General features: G+C 48.1%; 8 protein-coding genes. 5 read left to right on the plus strand and 3 right to left on the minus strand.

Features of this window, described 5'->3' with window-relative positions:
• Positions 1–132 precede the first annotated feature (132 nt).
• Both ELAC_RS01645 and abc-f read left to right on the plus strand, forming a co-directional pair.
• On the plus strand, positions 133–1194 hold the full coding sequence (locus tag ELAC_RS01645) for an NAD(P)-dependent alcohol dehydrogenase (RefSeq protein WP_098037544.1): 1062 nt from the start codon (positions 133–135) through the stop codon (positions 1192–1194).
• A gap of 134 nt (positions 1195–1328) precedes the next feature.
• On the plus strand, positions 1329–2918 hold the full coding sequence (gene abc-f / locus ELAC_RS01650; protein WP_098037545.1) for a ribosomal protection-like ABC-F family protein: 1590 nt from the start codon (positions 1329–1331) through the stop codon (positions 2916–2918).
• Between the two features lies 1 nt (position 2919).
• Here abc-f and ELAC_RS01655 read toward each other — a convergent pair whose 3' ends face one another.
• The 3 genes from ELAC_RS01655 to ELAC_RS01665 all read right to left on the minus strand — a co-directional run bounded on the left by ELAC_RS01655 (position 2920) and on the right by ELAC_RS01665 (position 13647).
• Positions 2920–3297, minus strand: a complete 378-nt coding sequence (locus ELAC_RS01655) for a VOC family protein (RefSeq protein WP_098037546.1) — start codon at positions 3295–3297, stop codon at positions 2920–2922.
• A gap of 93 nt (positions 3298–3390) precedes the next feature.
• Positions 3391–4017 (minus strand): PAQR family membrane homeostasis protein TrhA, encoded by a 627-nt coding sequence (trhA, locus tag ELAC_RS01660; protein ID WP_098037547.1) that lies wholly within the window; start codon positions 4015–4017, stop codon positions 3391–3393.
• A gap of 153 nt (positions 4018–4170) precedes the next feature.
• On the minus strand, positions 4171–13647 hold the full coding sequence (locus tag ELAC_RS01665; RefSeq protein WP_098037548.1) for a DUF3638 domain-containing protein: 9477 nt from the start codon (positions 13645–13647) through the stop codon (positions 4171–4173).
• Positions 13648–14019: 372 nt separating this feature from the next.
• Between ELAC_RS01665 and ELAC_RS01670 the strand changes: the two genes are divergently transcribed.
• The 3 genes from ELAC_RS01670 to ELAC_RS01680 form a co-directional block, all read left to right on the plus strand.
• Positions 14020–14580, plus strand: coding sequence for a flavin reductase family protein (locus tag ELAC_RS01670; RefSeq protein ID WP_098037549.1), 561 nt, complete (start codon positions 14020–14022; stop codon positions 14578–14580).
• Between the two features lie 541 nt (positions 14581–15121).
• Positions 15122–16867 (plus strand): leucine-rich repeat domain-containing protein, encoded by a 1746-nt coding sequence (locus ELAC_RS01675; RefSeq protein WP_098037550.1) that lies wholly within the window; start codon positions 15122–15124, stop codon positions 16865–16867.
• A 517-nt stretch (positions 16868–17384) separates the two neighbouring features.
• Positions 17385–18027: F-box protein (locus ELAC_RS01680; protein WP_143406406.1), on the plus strand; the 643-nt coding region annotated here is incomplete at its 3' end.

The raw sequence follows: 18027 nt of genomic DNA on the forward strand, positions 1-18027 counted from the left end.
GAATTTTCGTTCTCACTCGCGCCTTGCCTCTCGGCAATGGTCGCTCGCTCCGAACAAAAATTCTTAAGGCCCTCCTGGCCAAATTTCCAATTCTTCAAGTTGTTTCGGTATAGGTAAGAAAGGAGGTTTGTTATGGGCAAGACGATTGGTTATGCTGCTAGCGATAAGACAGCGCCGCTTGCGCCGTTCACGTTTGAGAGACGTTCACTAAGACCGTTGGATGTCAAGATCGAGATCCTCTTCTGCGGCGTCTGCCACTCCGATCTGCATCAGGCGCGCAACGAATGGCAAAACACGCGCTACCCTGTAGTTCCGGGCCATGAGATCGTTGGAAGGGTTGTCCAGGTGGGTCAGGATGTCAAAGCGTTCAAAGTCGGCGATCTCGCCGGCGTCGGCTGCCTTGTGGACTCTTGTAGAACGTGTCCAAGCTGCAAGGAGCATCTTGAGCAGTACTGCGAAAATGGAATGACCTTCACTTATAACGGCATCGATAAGATCGATGGAACAATCACCTATGGCGGCTACTCGGGCGAGATCGTGGTCGACGAGGCGTTTGTGTTAAAAATCCCCAAGCAGTTCACAGAAAAAGATCTTCCGGGCGTTGCCCCTCTTCTTTGCGCCGGGATCACCACCTATTCGCCGCTCCGTCACTGGAAAGTGGGAAAAGACTCCAGAGTGGGTGTCGTCGGCATCGGTGGGCTGGGCCATATGGCAATCAAATTGGCCAAGGCTATGGGAGCGCATGTGGTTGTCTTCACCTCTTCCGAAAGCAAAGTGCAAGATGTCAAACGTCTTGGAGCGAGTGAGGTTGTGATCTCCAAAAACAAAAAGGAGATGAGTAAGTTCGCTGCCAGCCTGGATTTCATCATCAACACCGTGTCGGTATCCCATAACCTCGACGAGTACCTGCAGCTTCTCAAGCAGGGAGGAACCATGTGTCTGGTGGGGGCACCGCCCACGCCACACCCAAGCCCCAACGTGACTAACCTCATCTACAAAAGAAGGAGCCTCGGCGGATCGCTGATCGGCGGCCTGAAAGAGACGCAGGAGATGCTCGATTTTTGCGGGCAGCACCATGTGCTCTCGGACATCGAACTCATCCCGATTCAGAGGATCAATGAAGCCTACGAGCGCATGCTCAAAGGCGATGTGAAGTACCGCTTCGTGATCGATCTGGCTTCTTTGAAGGTATAAAGCATTGGATGAAAATGTTAACCTGTTGTAAAATAGAGTTTTAATATTTTCATCCTCATAAGGAGAGAACTACCCATGCGCAACTAAGTTTGATTTCCCGTTTTGTTTCACTTTAAAAACCAAGGATCAAACTTATGCAGCATCTCCTTATTCAGCTTATTGCTATTTCCAAAACATTTGCGACACGCTCTCTTTTTGACGCCCTCACCTTCTCGGTGCATGCGGGCGACTGCATCGCTTTAGTCGGAGCCAACGGCACAGGTAAAACCTCGCTGCTTAAAATTTTAGGGGGCATCCTTGAGCCGGACAGCGGCACCTTAGAGAAAAAGGAGTCCCTCACGGTGGACTACCTTCCTCAGGAAGTCGCGGCAGATACCGGCCCGCTGACAGTGCGGGAGTATCTCGAAGAGGGCCCTCTTACAAAGCTTAGCGAAGAGATGGAGCGCTGCCTTGAAGATCCGGATCGCCTTGAGGAGTGGGAGAGGCTCCATGAGCTCTTTGAGAAGCAGGGAGGCTACTGTCGGCAGCCTCTGGAGTCGGTTCTTGATGGTCTGCACATCGACCTCGATCTGCTTGAAAGACCTTTTTCTACCCTAAGCGGGGGACAGAGGGTGCGTGTCGCTCTTGCCAAGACCCTAAGAGGGGATCCGGACCTGCTTCTTTTGGACGAGCCGACCAATCACTTGGACCCGGCAAGCACTGACTGGCTTAGAAAAAGACTGAAAACAAGAAGAGGGGCCACTATCGTAGTCTCGCACGATCGCTCCTTCTTAAATGAGGCCTGCAACCGGCTGGCTGAGCTGGAAGAGGGGAGGCTGATCTCATATTCCGGGACGTATGACGACTACCTGGAAGAGAAAGAGCGGCGCCTGCAGCAGAAGATCAAGGCCTACGAAGAGCAAGAAGAAGAGCGGAAAGCCCTCATCCGGGAGATTAAAGCTGTGACTTTCTCCTCTCCGAAAGCCACCCCTCCCAAAGACAGCAATAAGATGGGGTATGATCACCGCGGCGGCAACTTCCAGAAGTCCCAGCAGAGAAATATCAGCATGCTGAAGGGAAAGCTTCAGGCCATCGAAGAGAGTCCGATGAAGCATCCCAGACCCAAGGGAATTACGGGGCTCTATTTTGAGCCCTGCTGCCTTAAGTCTGAGGTCGCTTTGGAGTTTTCTGCCATCTCAAAAACGTTTGAGGGCAGAGAGGTCTTCAAGGACTTCAGCGGCACCCTCGTCAGAAAGGGCCGTGTGCTCATGCAGGGTCCGAACGGATCGGGAAAGACCACCCTCTTGAAGATGGCAGCCGGGGAGCTTCTTCCCGATGACGGCGCCGTCTACTTCTCCTCCGGCTCTAAAATCGCCTATCTTGATCAGGAGGCGGAGCGTATTCCTCTGCACGAGACGCCGGCAGCCTATTTTCAGAAGTGCTTTCGCCTCGATGAAGAGGGGCTTTTGAGGGAACTTGGCAAAGCGGATTTGGGAGGATTTGAGCTTATTCGGCGCCCCTTCTATACGCTCAGCGTGGGTCAGAGGAAAAGGATGATGCTTTTAAGCTTAATCCTTGAGCGTCCGAATATTTTGCTTCTGGATGAGCCGACCAATCATCTGGATCTGAAGACCCTGGAAGCGCTCGAAAAGGCGCTTCTTGCTTTCGAGGGTGCGCTCTTGGCTGTTTCTCATGACGCGACTTTCATCAAGAAAATCGCGCTTGAGACATGGCGCCTTACCTAGCTTATTTCCCCTCGAGCATCTCTGCCAGCTGGAAACTGTTTCCGTCTTTGTCTTGGAAAGACTGCAATTTGACGTGGCCGGGCACTTCCATGATCTCGCCGACTAGCTTGACGCCCTTTTGCAAGAACTCCTCGCGGGCTTTTTCGATGCTCTCGACGGTGATGGTGACAACAGCGTTAGTGCCCGCTTTCGAGCCAAACTCCGGATTCTCCTTGGTGATCCCCAAAATAGATCCTTCCGCCCCCGCAAGCTCTGCCCAGCCAAATTCAGGGCTATAGTCTTTCAGCTTGAGACCGACGGTCTCGGTGTAGAATTTGATCGCTGCTTCGATATCTTTTACGACGATCCAGCAAAGAGAGATCCCGATTGTGTTGTTCATTTTATACCCACAGTAGTTTCCAGATCTTGATGTGTTTCCATTGTATGCACGTACTCTTCTTCTTGTCTATTGAGAAGAGATTAGAGTAGCCCTTTAATGAACGTAGCCGATGATCGAGATGAAGTGGCAGATGGAAGCTGTCAGAACAAAAATATGCCAGATTCCATGGGAGTGTTTGAGCATTTGGTGGTGGCTCAGGATGTAAAAGATGATTCCGAGGGTATAGGCCACGCCCCCGATGGTCAGCCAGACAACCCCGGGAAAGGGGATTTTGGCTAATATCTGATCAAATTCAGTGATGGCAAACCACCCCATGATTAGGTAGATGCTGATTTGCACCACCTCCCTGCGCTTGGCAGAGAGAGTGTCGATGAGGATGCCGAAGATGGCAAGCGACCATATGATGGTCAGGACAAAGGGGCCTGAGGTGTCCCTCAAAGGGAGAAGGCAGTAGGGGGTGTATGTACCGGCGATGAGTAGGTAGATCGATGCGTGGTCGAGCTTTTGAAAGATTCGTTTCAGTTTCGGAGGGTGGAAGCTGTGGTAGAGGGTGGAGGCTGTATAGAGGAGAATTAGCGTGAAGCCGAAAATAGAGTAGCTAGTGAGCATCCAGATATCATGATGCTGGAGAGCAACGGTTAGAAGGGCTCCAAACCCGACCAGCGCGAGAACAGCCCCGATTAGATGGCTGATGCTGTTGAATCTCTCTCCCGGGTACATAGCTTATCCTTGTAGAAAATCCCTTTTGAATGGCGCTATTGTATCTTATCGAGAGCTGTCTGTCAAAAGCTCTTTGGACGGTCGCTCTCTTGTTCTAAGATTTGATAGAAATTTTTTTATACCCTGTCTCTTAATGATTTATGGACGAGCATTTTAAGCTGCGCTGAATAGTTGTTTAAGAGAGTTGGCTCCGCTGCGGTAGGCGTCGGCCTTCGGCTTTTTGTTATCTCCGGCGAGGACGTAATTTTCATAGAAGTCCTGCATCTTTTTGGGGCCTTGGCTTTGCAGCCATTTCTTCAACAGCTCCGTTTCATCCGGGCTATACTGCGACTCTCCATTTAAGAACTTGATCTTGACGATCTTCAGTCTTTCGCTTTCGGTGAGCTGTTTTGATGGGTCGTTAAAGCCCAGCGTCAAATTATAGTACTCATCTGCTGAGCGCTTAGATTGCGCCTCTTCAGCGCTCATCACCGTGATTTTCCCCTCTCTGATATCCAGGTGGTGGATCGAAGGGGAGTGGTTTCCAAATAAATTAAAATGGGACGCCTCGAGCTTGTCTCCCTTATAGGTCCAATCCAGGATATTGGCGGTGATGTCGATTCCTTCGAAAGCTGAAGAGAGGCCTTTTAGTTTCGGGTCGCTCTCCAGGTAGGATTTTAAAGAGAAAGACGGACAGGAAGAGTCTTGGTTTTTGCAGTAGAAATTTTTTTCAAATTGATTGTCGGAGGGGCTAATAGGCTGTTTTAAGAAGTTTTGGAAGGTGCCATACTTCGTAAATCCTTGGGTGGATCTGAAGAAGCCTTGCTTTTCAGGGCTGGGCTTCGCGCTCGCTTCTTCTGTTTCCAGCTCCGTTTGTGTCTCTGTCTCGGCTTTTACCTCCACTTCGACCGTTTGATCGCTGTCGAGGTCGCCTGCGGGGGAGGGGAGCTCTTTAGGAACGTTATTTTTCAAGTGGCTGACGATTTCCTCTGCCTGGCCAAGGTATTTGGCCTTGGAAAGTCCCACCTCCTCGAGCCAGGGCATCTTAGTGAAGAGCATATTGATCTTGTCGATGCTGGCCTGATAGTCTCCCTTGATGACTTCCTGGCTGTCCATCATCGCCGGCTGTTTTCCATAGCGCTCCCTGGCCGGTAGGTTTGTCGGTTTGACCCACTCTTCCTTAAGGAAGACAAAGGCCTGGAGTTTGGCTTCCGGCTTGATCTCTTCATTTAGAAGCACTTGAAGCAAAATCGTTTGCGGTATCAAGTCGAGCTGTTGTTTCAGCGCCTTGTAATTGTCTTGTCCTTGCTGCAGAGCCTGGTTGATGATGACAAAACTTAAGATCTCATCGAAGTGGATGGGATCGGTGGGTTTTAAGTTTAGAGTTTGCCGGATGATGCCGCTCACCTCTTCGCTGATGACGAAGCGCACCTTCTGCGATTTATCCAGTCCCCTCAGGCGCCACACGCTTTGGAGTAAATCGCGCAGCAGCATGTTATGGCCGACGGTGACAAGGCTGATGGCATCCCTTTTTTGCGGCACGTCGGCGCCCGTCGTATGGCTTTGGTCTAAGAATGTCAGTCTGTCTTCGGCCGTCAGATTGGACTCAGAGAGCGGGATCTCGCCGTCTTTGTGGGTGATCACCTGCTGTCCCTTATAGCAGACGACATCCTTGCCTTTGAGATCCTTCATCAGGTGCGCGATCTCGGTGTTGCTTTTATCTTTGAAATAGCCTCCCGCGTCCGCGATCATTTCGTAGTCGATATTCATCGACTGCAAGCTGTTTAGCATCGAGGTAGAGGAGCCTTCCTTAATTTCGACGACATCCATGCGGCTGTTATTGAAGAGAGTCATCAGGGTTTTGGAATCGATGCCGGGGTCGGCTTCAGGCTTCAGTGCATGGTGCATGCTGAGAGAATTCCAGAGCGTTCCCGTGAAACCGGAGACGTCCTTGAACATGGCGATCAGATTCTGCGGGTTGCAGCTGATCTTGGAGGGGAACACCTCCATTTGAGGGAGGATGATGTTCGTGACAAACTCCAGTTTGATATCAGGATTGCCGTTGATGTGGTCGACAAGCTCCTGAATATGGTCGGGACTGTATTTAAAGGGGATATTGAGACCCTCTTTCAGGGCAGAGAGCGCCTGCCATGCTTTAGTGTCGTTGAGCGTGAGCTCCTTGTTGGAGATCATCTCTCTTGTTGCTTGGGACTGCAGCGTTTTGACTTGCTCTTCGACAAGATCAAAGGTGACTCCATTTTTCATGTAAGTCTGGAAAGTGTAGTTCATCGTGATATGGGTGTTGGCAAACTGCGAGCCGCTGCTCGGGACTTTTGCCGCCGCAAAGGGAATCGCGATGGGGCTTTTCACTTTGTTGGTCTTTTCGTCGTAGTCGAGCCCGTACTTCACGTCGCACACTTTGCACAGTGTGAAAGGGAGCAGGTGGGAGAGTTCCTCTCCGGCAAGAGCAAAAATATCTTGGAGGTCGGGGTCGAGGTTGTTGAAAAACTGCTGGCTTGCCTTGAGGTTGTCTTTGTTCCTTACGAGATAATCGGTGAGAAGCTTTCTGTCTTCGTCCTTCATGGAGCTGATGAAGCCATTGAGTTTGTTAGTGAGGTCACTGGACTCGAACTTCATCGTTTTAAAGCGCTCGATCACCTTATCGGTAAGAACATTTTGCACGGAGCTGAAGTAGAGCTCTTCCGTAAGGGGTATGGCTCCTTTGCTGTCTGTGGGATTGGAGTCGAGCCGGGCAAGGCTTCTAATCTCAGGGTCTTGATAGACCACACTGAAAATCTCGGAGATGACTTCAAATTCCTTCCGATCCGGGGTCCCTTTTTGCCCGCTGCTAAAACAAACTTCATGCAGAACGTTCAGAATGTAGTCCGCTTCGTCAATCATTGGGTAGCCGCTCTTTTCGAGAAGGGTGATGATTTTACCCATGATGGCCAAATCTTCCGGAAACTCCTTCAGCCTGTTCTCGCTGGTGAAATGCTCAAACCCTTTCTCGACGAATTTTAGAAGGAGGCTTTGGACGCTCTTGCTTGTCATGACAAGGCATTCTTTGTTCTCCTGAATGCGTTCAAGAGAGTCGAGTATTGTTTGCAGTGAAGCTTTGGAAAATTTGGTATCCCGATCAAAGTGCAGGGTGTTGAGCGCTTGCCCAAACGACTGCAAGATATTCTGTGTATCTTGAGAGACGCTCTCAAAGAGCGGCTGGGGAACAATCAGCATCGAGATGTTCTCGCCATTGGCTCTCAGCAATCCTAAGAGAGGGAGGAGGACTTTGGATTTTCCCGAGCCCATGATCATTTCCATGATCAGCTTGTCATGGCCTCCTTTCAGGAAAAGGTCGAGCTTCTCCACCTGGGCCGGGCGCATCAGCACGTTAGAGTAGTGCTCAAAGGCAAGATATGCCGGGTGGTCTTTGGGGGTATACTGGCGCTTGGCTGTATATTGACTGGCAAGTTCGTTCATCAGATCCTGCGCCATGGGAGAGTCGTATTCGCCCAAAGCTTCAAGCTTTTGCCACTTATCTTCAGCCCGGGTTCTTTGCTGGTCTCTTGTCGATGTCATCAGGTACGCTTCGACCATTTGAAATATGTTGCCGGCAGTCTCGGGTGTCAGAGCCGGGTTTCTTGCTAAGAGGGCTCCGGGGTTGCCGCGGGCGTAAAAGACAATCAGCTCATCGAGGGATATCACCTTATCTTTGCCGGAAAATTTCATCATCGCGCTGAGGTTCTTCTCTTCGGCAATCTCCGATTGTTCGTTGGCCATCCGGATCAGGTCAGTTTCAAGGCGTGTCAGATTCTCTTTGTCTTCGAGGCAGACCAGGTCGAAAATTTTGCGCATCGTGAGCAGGTTAATTTCAGCGGCTTGCTTCTCCTCAGTGTATATCCCGAGAAATCCTCGTGCCTTTTGGAGGTGCTTTTCGTCGCTGTTGAATGTGAAATTGGTGCCGGCGGGTAGTGAGTCGATATCCTTGAGGAGGCGCGCCTGCTCTTTTTGTGCCACCGGATCGGCAAGCTGAATGGCGCCGATTGTCTTTTTATAGGCATCCACTTGGTTTGGGTCTGCTGTGACTTTGTTTTCTAAGAAGCAGGGGAATACCGAGCTCCAAACGCCTAAGGAGGTACCGACAGCTTCCGAGGAATAATCGACAGTGACCTCTGCAGGGGCTCCCTTGGGCTTCTCCAGGCGGAAATTGTCTGGAGTGATGTCTTTGTATAAGAGGGGAGGCGGCTTCACTGTCTGTTGCATTTTTTTAGCATGCGCTTTCGCTGCAGTGCGCACCTCTTTGATCCATTTTTCATTAGTTTTTTGATCCCAGGAATTGTCCGGGATTTTTTTAAATGCACTGGGGTTTGCAAGGACGGCCTCCAGGATCTTCGCTTGTCCTGAGTACTTTCCCTGATCGGCAGTCAGCAAAAAGGGAATCGAATCCTGAATTTTTTTCTTTTCCTGAGCTCCTCCTGCGCGCGCCAGTTCATAGTAGTGACCGAAGAAGATATCGATGTTTTCCGAGAGGCGAGTGATAAGCTTTTGGTCAAAGGTGTAATCTTTGGCGTAGTAAGCCCTAAGATCGCAGCTGTCGATGTCCGCGTGAGGGTCAGAGTTCTTGACAGGGGGATTGTTCGAAGTTGAAACCTTCACATCTTGGGCAGCTACAGGATCAAGCTCTTTAAGCCGCAGATAATGGGCCGGCTCGAACTGGTCTTCAAGAAGAGCCTTCAGAAGGAATATTTCCTGATCTTTTGACAGCTTAAATGCTGTGAGATTGTTGAAATGATCCAGGTAGAGGCTATACTCTCCCCTGAGAGATGCCAATTGGCCGGGAGCGATCTCCAGATGGCTGAACGTGGCATTTTTAAAAAGCAAGTAGTGCGCCAGCACACGGATCGCGATGGCGTTGCCACTTTTGTCGCCGGTCACTTCCTCGATATGCGTGATATTCTCAAGACTCTTTTTTTCGGCGGGTGTAAAGGGTGTTAATTTATCTCCCACTGCATTCAGCAGGCGGACAGCTTTATTATATTGCTGGGTTGTCGCAAGCACTTCAGCTAAATGAAGGTTGGCTTCCCTGGACTTCTGTGTGAGTGCTCCTTGCTCGTTCAAATCGTACACGTGGTATTTTTGCAAAGATTTGTTGCCCCTTTCAAGATCCCTCTCCAGTTCATAGCGGGCAAGCAGCACCTCTTTGGTTTGTGGCGCTTGGGTATTTTGGCGCGGCAGCAGCACTTTGCATGCTCCTTCCGCATTCTCTAAAGCGATGAAGTGGGGGTTTGGGCCCAGTTTCGGAATGGTTTTTGCCGGGCTTAGAAAGAAACCCGGAAATTCTTCGCACATCAGTTGTTTGGAAGAGTTGATATTGAACTCCAGTTGAAAGCGGGGCAGCTCCAGCTTGACGAGCTTCCCTTGGGCGTCATACCACTCGTGGATGTAGGAAGGGTCTTCGAAATGCGTCAGGAGGTTCGAGGTTTTTCCAAGTTTGAGACCTCCCGGCAACTCAAGGACTTCTCCGAGCTTTAAAGCGGTGTTTGATCCATCGCTCTTTTGTGCCTTGATTTCATAGCGGAGAGCGCCTGTTTTCTGATCCAGTGCAAAGACCGAACACTTCCCCCCCTCTTGAGGCTCCATGGATTGCCAAAGAGCATAATCCTGAGCGATGGTACGGCTTCCCAGCAGGCTCTCCACATTTCCCTCTTTACTCTCCTGGAGTATGGCAGAGGGCGGGATCAGTTGATAAAATTCATCGCCTTTAGTGAGGTGCTTCATTTGCTTTTCTATCACGAGAGCGTCACCATTCATGGAGACAAAGATCTCGTTTTGATTAGCGTCTTGAAATGAATAGACCCCGCCAGAGTGAACTTGCGCCCGTTCAACACCTGGAAAATTCAGTGTGAAAAGAGGGTTGTTGCGGATAGCTTGCGGTATGAGATTAAATCCTTCCTTCGACTGCAACTCAGAGCGCAGCGGATGGAGCTGCAGCTCCTCATCATCGGTTGTGAAGGAGGGGAACTTGTCTTGTGCACCCTGGATATGCCACACTTTCGCTTCCGCTGTCGGCCTCAAATCTTTTAGAATGCCATTTAACAGCGCCTGGTTCGGATTTCCGCTCTCAAGAGCTTTTTTGATCGACGTGGCATGCTTGATGACCGCTTCCGCAGCTTTTTTCAGGGTGTCGGGATCCGATTGGTTTTTGCTCTCGATCTTATTTTCCCTTAAGTAGATGGAGCAAGAGATCAGCTTCCTGATCTCGCCTTCGGTGAGGCTCTCCTTCATGCCAAGTTCCCTGACCGTCTCGGCGAAAATAATACTTTTTACCTCCGGTTCAAGGCCTTTTGTTTCCGACAGTTTTTGAAGTTGCTGCATCGTCCCTTTGAAAAAGGGCTCTGCGGGGCAGAAGCTTTTCAGCTGAGAGGAGATTTTCAAAAGAAAAACAGCCGGTTGAAGGGTGTTTTCATCGGCCAGGAACTGGTAGTTTTTTTCGATAAAGGTGCTGAGAGTCTTTTCGAATCCCTTAACTTTTAAATTGGATTCTAAGTGTTCTCCAAAAATGCTCATATGCAGAAGGACCTGGTAGTCTCTCTCTTTCAGCTTTTCCGGATGGTTCGTAAAGTACTCCAGAGCTTCCAATTGGCCGAGAGGCCCTGTTGAAAACCAGCGAAGCATCTCTTTGAATTCAGGGTCATTGCCGAATTTTTCGAAATCTTTCATGCGGTCGGCAAGCGTGGCTTGCGTTAGCGCGCCCTCTTTGTGGTCGGAAGAGTAGAGGGACAAATTATAAAATGCCTTCAAGAATGGAGAGGGTTCATCGGTATAGTTGCCAAGGAAGGCAAGCTTTTCCTCTCTGACCCGTTTAGCCACGGGATTGTCGTAGATATCTTCGTTGACCCCTTTCAGGGAGATGAAAACCGTCGATTTAGATTCATTTATTTCATCCTGGAATTTGTAAGTGGGGGTGATGTCGGCATCGCGGTCAAGTTCTTTAAGAGGGCCCACACCCGCTTTTGCCATGTGCTGATAGCACATGGAGGTGTCGCGCATCGCTTTGATCCAGTCAGGAAGGTTATCGCTTGTGAAAATCCGCGCATCCTGGCACTTCTTGGGCAGGGAGGTGAACTGCGGATCGGAATTTTGCAATGAGGCCACTACCTCAGGGTACTGTTTCCTGATGATATCTTCGACGGGGTTGTCGACTTTGTGACTCTCCGTTTCCATGCCGAATCGCACTCCTGTCGACTCCGGGTTACCGGTAACAACCCGTGAGTCGAAGAAGCGGAGGGGATTTAAGGCAACTTGCTTGCCGCCTTGGTTCACGTATTTAGTGACGTGACTATCTGCCGCCTTTTTAATTAATGCCATCTCTTGTTTCATCTTCTTGTCAGGAAATTTGCAGGCTTTGTCGACAATGGGATCGGGCATCTCTACCTCGTTCCAAGGTGAGTTGGGATGTCCTTGCCGGCATATAAGATGCTGCAAATAGATCATCTTATTCATGACATAGATCTTTTCCGGATTGATCGTCTCCGCCTGGGGAACCGTGAAGCAGCTTTTCATGAAATAGCTTGATAAGACGCCAAGCTCTGAAATGAGGGCTTCCGCTTTTTTCGGATCGTTCTTTGCTGCCTTTTGCCAAAAGTCAGCTTCCAAGGGAATTTTCCTGACAAGGTCGACAAGTCCGGCGTGCAAGGCGATATCTTCCCTTGTGTGCCATGCGTTTTTTGCGATGGCGCTTGCTTTGGTAAGCTCTTCGGCAATTAGGGCTTCATTGTTTACTTTCAACCCTCTAAACGCCTCGACTACGAAGCTGGTTCCGTCCAAGTTGATTCCAGCTTCGGTTTTAGCCAGCTCATGCAGCGGTAGGTTAAGAGAGTGGACGTTGTTGAACGAAGTATCTGAGGAGCTCTTGACATATTGAAAATCGATGTTGTGGGCATGCTGCACAACGATGCAAGATTTGTTGGCTTTGATCCAGTCTCTTGTCTCTTGCAGAGGGCCCAAAACACTTTCTATGTAGTCGTTGCCGACGAGCTTCTGCTCATACAGCTTGACGATTCCACGGGATATGGATTGATGAGCTTTTTGTATCAGTCGCCAATCTTTTGGTTCGATGTGGGGTTTGTCGGCCTGGGATTTGACAAAATCACTAAGCATCTGGAGTTTGTAATCGCTCTTGAAGCGTTTGTATTCCGCTGCGCTCATATTGGACCTCGCCCATGCCAGGAGCGATCTGGAAGAGCAGACGCCGGAGCGCTGCGGGGACATCAGCATGTCGCTTTTGACGTTGAAATCTTCCGCATGGGACTCTGAAGAGGGATTTAGGATCTTTTTCAAGCCGACATAGACGTCTTCTTCTCCATAATTTGTCGGATTTCCGTTGCTGAATTTGGCGTTTGTCGTCATCTCGTTGACTGCTTTAAGAAAACCATCCGAGAGGATGTTTTCTTCTTTAATCCCTTTCCATTCACAATAGGGCTGGTATTTGATGGCGTCACCGTCGCGAACAGACATGTGGTGCTTGATTCCGGCTCCTGTATTGTAGAGGCGGAAATTGACCTCACCATTGCCTGCCGGAATCACCTCGTAGTAAATCGCATGACCAAAGGGAGCTCCGACCCATCCCCCCATAATCAACGTGGGCTTGTTTTGATTGATGGCTTCTTTGATTTGATTTTTAGATTGAGCTATGACGGCCTTAGAAGTGGTGCCGGAACTGGACAGATCGACGGCATTTTTAAGTTCATTGATTAATTTGTCGGAATAAACGGCCCCTGCTTGATTGGCGCTTTGCATATAATTCAGTAAATTCGCGACCATTAACTTGGATTGGCTTCCTTCAAGCTCAGAGGACGCTCCAAATTCATCCGCGACTATCTGGAACAAGATATTGGCGTTGGGCGGGGTTTGATTTTGAATGGGCACAAACCGGTAGTGCTCTCCGGCAGCATCGGGCTTGATGCGCTGCTCGGGATTGATCCACTCTTCTTCTGCATCGGTATCGATCTCTTTGTCATTTTTGAGCAGCACATTCGTTAGAATTTTCTTTCTCAAATCCTCGATGAGGTGGTCCTCCTCTTCCAGGATATTCTCCGGCTGGGGCAATAGCTCCAGATCAATGCCGTCGACCCACGAGCCATCTTCTTTGGACATCAGGGAGAGCCGCTCATACAACTCGAGAATTTTTTTGGGATCGATTTGTAGCGAATCACGAAGATTCGGGTCGTTGATATAGTTCAGAAGGAAGTCGTGTGCTGAAAGTTTATAGAGCTCGTCGTCTGGGGCTTTACCTTTGGAGTCCAGCGAGGGTGTCGGCAGGTATTTCAATATCTTGTCTACATACTCTTTGTCGTAATCCTCTTTGAGGATTCTAACCACCTCTCTGCCTGAGAGACATTGCCTGATGGTTTTTGAAAAAAGAGCAAGCCCCAGTGTGGAAACCGTGCAAAACACCCCCAGACAGATGTTGCCGATTCTTTTGAGGGAGAAGAGCTTAAGCTTGTGCTCTTTTTTTTCTATGACTTTAAAGTTTAATCCTTTGAAGGACACCTCTTTCTTTTTGGCATCTACGGTCTTCCAGTCGGCGTATTTCGATTGCTCTGCAGTGTCAGCATAGATTTTCTGACCCAGGTGTTCCCTCTTTAGCTCCATTGCAGCACCATCCTTGGTAGCAACTCGTACTCACTCTATTTTAAAGCATCTCAATTTATTTTTAAAATTTATTGGTAATTCGATGTTTTGTTAAATCTTAATAAATTAGATTAAAGAGTGTGGTACTGCGCTGAAAGTCCCTTAAAATAGGTCAAATGCGCATATTGCCGAGCGGTAGGATGGAGCACTTTTTACTAGCGGCTAACCATGAAATATTTCTTAGGTGATGTGCACTCTTTCCATCCCCTGTCCCCATTTTGATAGGCTCTTGGCCTATTTGCATTAATCGATTCCTTGGGGTATGGCTGAAGGTATCCGCGAGCTTATGCCGAGGCTTCAGCTCTTTTTTAACAAAACAATACCCTGAAGATCATGGTACGCTATACAAAAAAAGACTTTCCGGTCTCCAATGTACGCCGCTTTTTAGAGCCGGGTCCTATTGTCTTGGTCTCCTCTTGTTTGAAAGGGGAGATGAATATCATGACGATGGGGTGGCATATGATCATGGAGTTCGAACCCTCGCTCATCGGCTGTTATATCTGGACGGAGAACCACACCTTTTCGATGATCCGCAAAAGCCGGGAGTGCGTCTTCAATGTGCCGACGGTGGAGATCGCCGATAAAGTCGTCGGCATCGGAAATTGCTCGGGCAGGGATGTCGATAAATTTAAGCAGTTCAACCTCACGCCTCTGACGGGACAAGCTGTCAAAGCCCCCCTCATCCAAGAGTGTTACGCCAATTTTGAGTGCAAGCTCGTCGACTCGAGCCTGATCAAAAAATATAGCCTGTTTGTCTTTGAGGTGGTGAAAGCGCACGTGGCCACCTCTCCTAAATTTCCTAAAACGATTCACTATCGGGGCGATGGGCTGTTCATGATCTCCGGCCCGACTGTCAAGAAGTGGCGTCCGTTGTTTCGGCCGGAAATGCTTTAAAAGAGTTTTCTAAAGCCTTTGCTGCGGCAAAAACCAGTGCGGTGCCCTTCCCTAAAATCCCCTTAGACATCCGCAAGGGTCTCTTTCTTGATCTTTTGGCTTAAAATTGATCAACAGCACTTTCAAACACCCCTTTGAAGACCCGCCCGCGAGCTTGGATAAGGGGAGCCTTCATTATTCTTCCAACTCTTCCTCTGTTAGAAATACTCTTTACGGGAAGGGGCAATTTTCTTTGCGAGAGCAGGACTTTATCGAGGCTTGAGGGCGCACAGGCAACTGCCGAATAGCCTGGCTTTTAATAAATTGACACCGTTTCCCAAGTCTAAATTGGTCTTGTCAAAACAGCAGGCGATTACATCTTCGGTGGTGTGGACACTGTCGCTCAGCGGGCGCGTTGTTGCACGAGTTTGTTAAAGGATAATTTGTGATAAGTTAATAATGTGATTTGGAAAATGGCAATAATTAATTTGTTTTTAGTAATTTACTTAAATCACTTTTTTTGGTTACAATAAGCTCTATTTAAATATTCAAGGTTATTTTTATGCAATTCAATCTGATATCCCCGATTTATCAGGGGGAGACAAAGCACCCTTACGAGAAAGTTGGATTTTTAAGAGGGGCCACTCATTTTTTTAATTTTGGCCAAGATGCTTATCAGATTGAATATCTCGATGGTAAGTCAGCCTTGGCTCTTAAAAGTTCGATAGATCATAAGCCTTCCTGGATCGGAATCGCGCTCAGGGTAGCGGCTCTTTGTACAGTAATAATTCCTCTTTTTGCGCTGGCGGCGACGTTGATTTACCGCGCTCTCAATCATTTTGAACCCGTAGGATCTTTATCTCCCGGTTTGCCGCTCATTCCCGAGCCGCCCTTATCGCCCGAGCTGCCGCTTATTCCCCAATTACCTTTATTGCCCGAGTTACCACCAATTCCCGATTTGCCTACAGATATTCACGTAGTAACTGCACAATTTATGAATACAAAAGACTTGCTTGCCATGCGGTTAGTCTCAATAGAGTTAAGAGCGATCGCGGAAATGGAGTTAATCGAGCGATTGAATAGGGGAACTACAGCTCTCAGTGATTTGCAACTTTACTCTTTGCCTTCCCTTATCGACTTTTTCGGCGACCGGGCAAAACAGATCACCCGAATTCGATATTGGGATGTAAAGCATCAATTTGATGGAAGTTTGCTCAGTCAATTTCCAATGTTGAAAGAATTGGATTTGACAGGCTATCGAGCCAATAATAACTTGAGTTTTCTTGCTGGTTGTGCCCATTTGACTCAACTGAATCTGACAGGGTGCAGCCACATTACCGACTTAAGCTTCCTCGAGCATTGCCCGTATCTGACTCATTTGAACTTGAACGAGTGCAGCCAGCTTACCGACTTAAGCTTCCTCGAGCATTGTCCCCATTTGACTCATTTGGATCTAAGATGGTGCACACAAATTACCGACCTGAGCTCTCTTGAGCACTGTCCCCATTTGACTCATTTGAGTCTGAATGACTGCGGGCAAATTACTGACTTTAGCTTCCTTGAGCATTGCCCTCATTTGACTGATCTGAATTTGGGAGGGTGCACACAAATTACTGACTTTAGTTTCTTTGAGCATTGCCCTCATATGACTCATCTGGATCTGCGGGCGTGCACACAAATTATCGATTTTAGCTTTCTCCAGCATTGTCCGCATTTGACTTATCTGGGTCTGCTGGCGTGCACACAAATTACCGATTTTAGCTTTCTTGAGCATTGCCCTCATTTGACTCATCTGGATCTAAGATGGTGCGAACAAATCACCGATTTTAACTTCCTCCAGCATTGTCCCCATTTGACTCATCTGGATCTAAGCGGGTGCAAAAATATGAACGGCTCAAGATTTCCTTTGAATACTCCGAAATTAACTCATTTGGATCTAAAGGGGTGCCGTGGGCTTGTCGACTTGAGCTTCCTTCAGGATTGCCCTCAATTGACTTATTTGGATCTTTCCAATTGCAGAGAAATTAATAATTCAAATTTCCATGTGTGTTGTCTGAATTTAAGTCATATGAAACTAATAAGGTGTATGAGTATTGCCAATTTAAGTTTCCTTGAACAGTTTCCGAATTTGATCCATCTGGATATAAGGGGCTGTGTGTGGATGAATGAAATTAGGGTACCTAACAATTATTCGGACTTGATGTATCTGGATGTGAATGTTGACTACGATCAGTTCTATGAAACAGAACCACAATATGTGAAATGCCGTGTAAGGAACGGTCATTATGTGGGGATGAGAATTCAATAACATTGGCTAATAAGCTCTCATAAAGCTGTTCGCGAACTCAAATCCATCGATTACAGTTCGTGGGCGGTCTGTCTCTAAGGAGGGCGTTCTTTACGAGGGCTTGATCAGGGCTTGGACTAGGGATGCCCTCATTATATTCTTGCAGCCACGGCTTTTCGATGGTCCGCAAAAGCCGCGAGTGTGTTTTCAAAGCTATAAAAGCAAATCTCTCCTTGCAGCAGTTCTCTATCACAAGTCATCTCATCGCGTGGGATCGCGCAGGTAACTGCCGAATAGTCTGGTTTTTAATGAATTGACACTCTTTCCCAAGTCTTAATTGTCCTTGTCAATACAGCGCGCGATTACATCTTCAATAATGTGGGCGCTGTTTATTTAATGAGGATGAACAGGTGGAAACAAGAGAATAGATTTATTTAGTAAAGCCGGAGGTGAATTTTTTATTAGGTAAGTTTTTTTGATTGTTTTTAATTTGTTATGTTTAATAATATTGAATACTAAAATTATAAATGGAATTTTTATGCAATTCAATCTGATATCCCCGATTTATCAGGGGGAGACAAAGCACCCTTACGAGAAAGTTGGATTTTTAAGAGGGGCCACTCATTTTTTTAATTTTGGCCAAGATGCTTATCAGATTGAATATCTTAACGGTATGTCAAACTTGGTGCCTGAAAGTTTGGCAGATCATGGAACCTCCTGGACTGGGAGTGCTTTAAAGGCAGCGGCTCTTTCCGCTGTAGCAATTTCTTTGTTTAAGGTAGCAAAAGCTCTGAGCAATCGCTATTTTGAATCTAAAGGATCTATGAGCCCCGAATTGCCTCGGGATATTCACGTACTGACTGCAAAATATTTGAGCACAAAAGACTTGCTTGCGATGCGCTTAGTCTCACGAGAGTTAAAAGCAGTCGCGGAGCTGGAGTTAATTGACCGATTGAATAGAGGGACCTTATCTCCTGGTGATTTACAACTCAACTCTTTGCCTTCCCTTATCGATTACTTTGGCGAGCGGGCAACATTGATCACCAGACTTCGGTATGAGGAATTTAGGGAAGAATTTGATGTAACTTTGCTAAGTCAATTTTCAAGGCTGAGAGAGCTGGGTTTGAAAGGCTATCAAGGTAATAACTTAGGTTTCCTAGCGAGTTGCCCGCATTTGACTC

The sequence above is a fragment of the Estrella lausannensis genome, assembly GCF_900000175.1.
Classification (GTDB): Bacteria; Chlamydiota; Chlamydiia; order Chlamydiales; family Criblamydiaceae; genus Estrella; species Estrella lausannensis.

Coding starts and splice junctions, on each gene's coding strand:
- trhA (WP_098037547.1), bottom strand. CDS start 4,017: ATGTACCCGGGAGAGAGATTCAACAGCATCAGCCATCTAATCGGGGCT.
- ELAC_RS01665 (WP_098037548.1), bottom strand. CDS start 13,647: ATGGAGCTAAAGAGGGAACACCTGGGTCAGAAAATCTATGCTGACACT.
- ELAC_RS01655 (WP_098037546.1), bottom strand. CDS start 3,297: ATGAACAACACAATCGGGATCTCTCTTTGCTGGATCGTCGTAAAAGAT.
- ELAC_RS01645 (WP_098037544.1), top strand. CDS start 133: ATGGGCAAGACGATTGGTTATGCTGCTAGCGATAAGACAGCGCCGCTT.
- abc-f (WP_098037545.1), top strand. CDS start 1,329: ATGCAGCATCTCCTTATTCAGCTTATTGCTATTTCCAAAACATTTGCG.
- ELAC_RS01670 (WP_098037549.1), top strand. CDS start 14,020: ATGGTACGCTATACAAAAAAAGACTTTCCGGTCTCCAATGTACGCCGC.
- ELAC_RS01675 (WP_098037550.1), top strand. CDS start 15,122: ATGCAATTCAATCTGATATCCCCGATTTATCAGGGGGAGACAAAGCAC.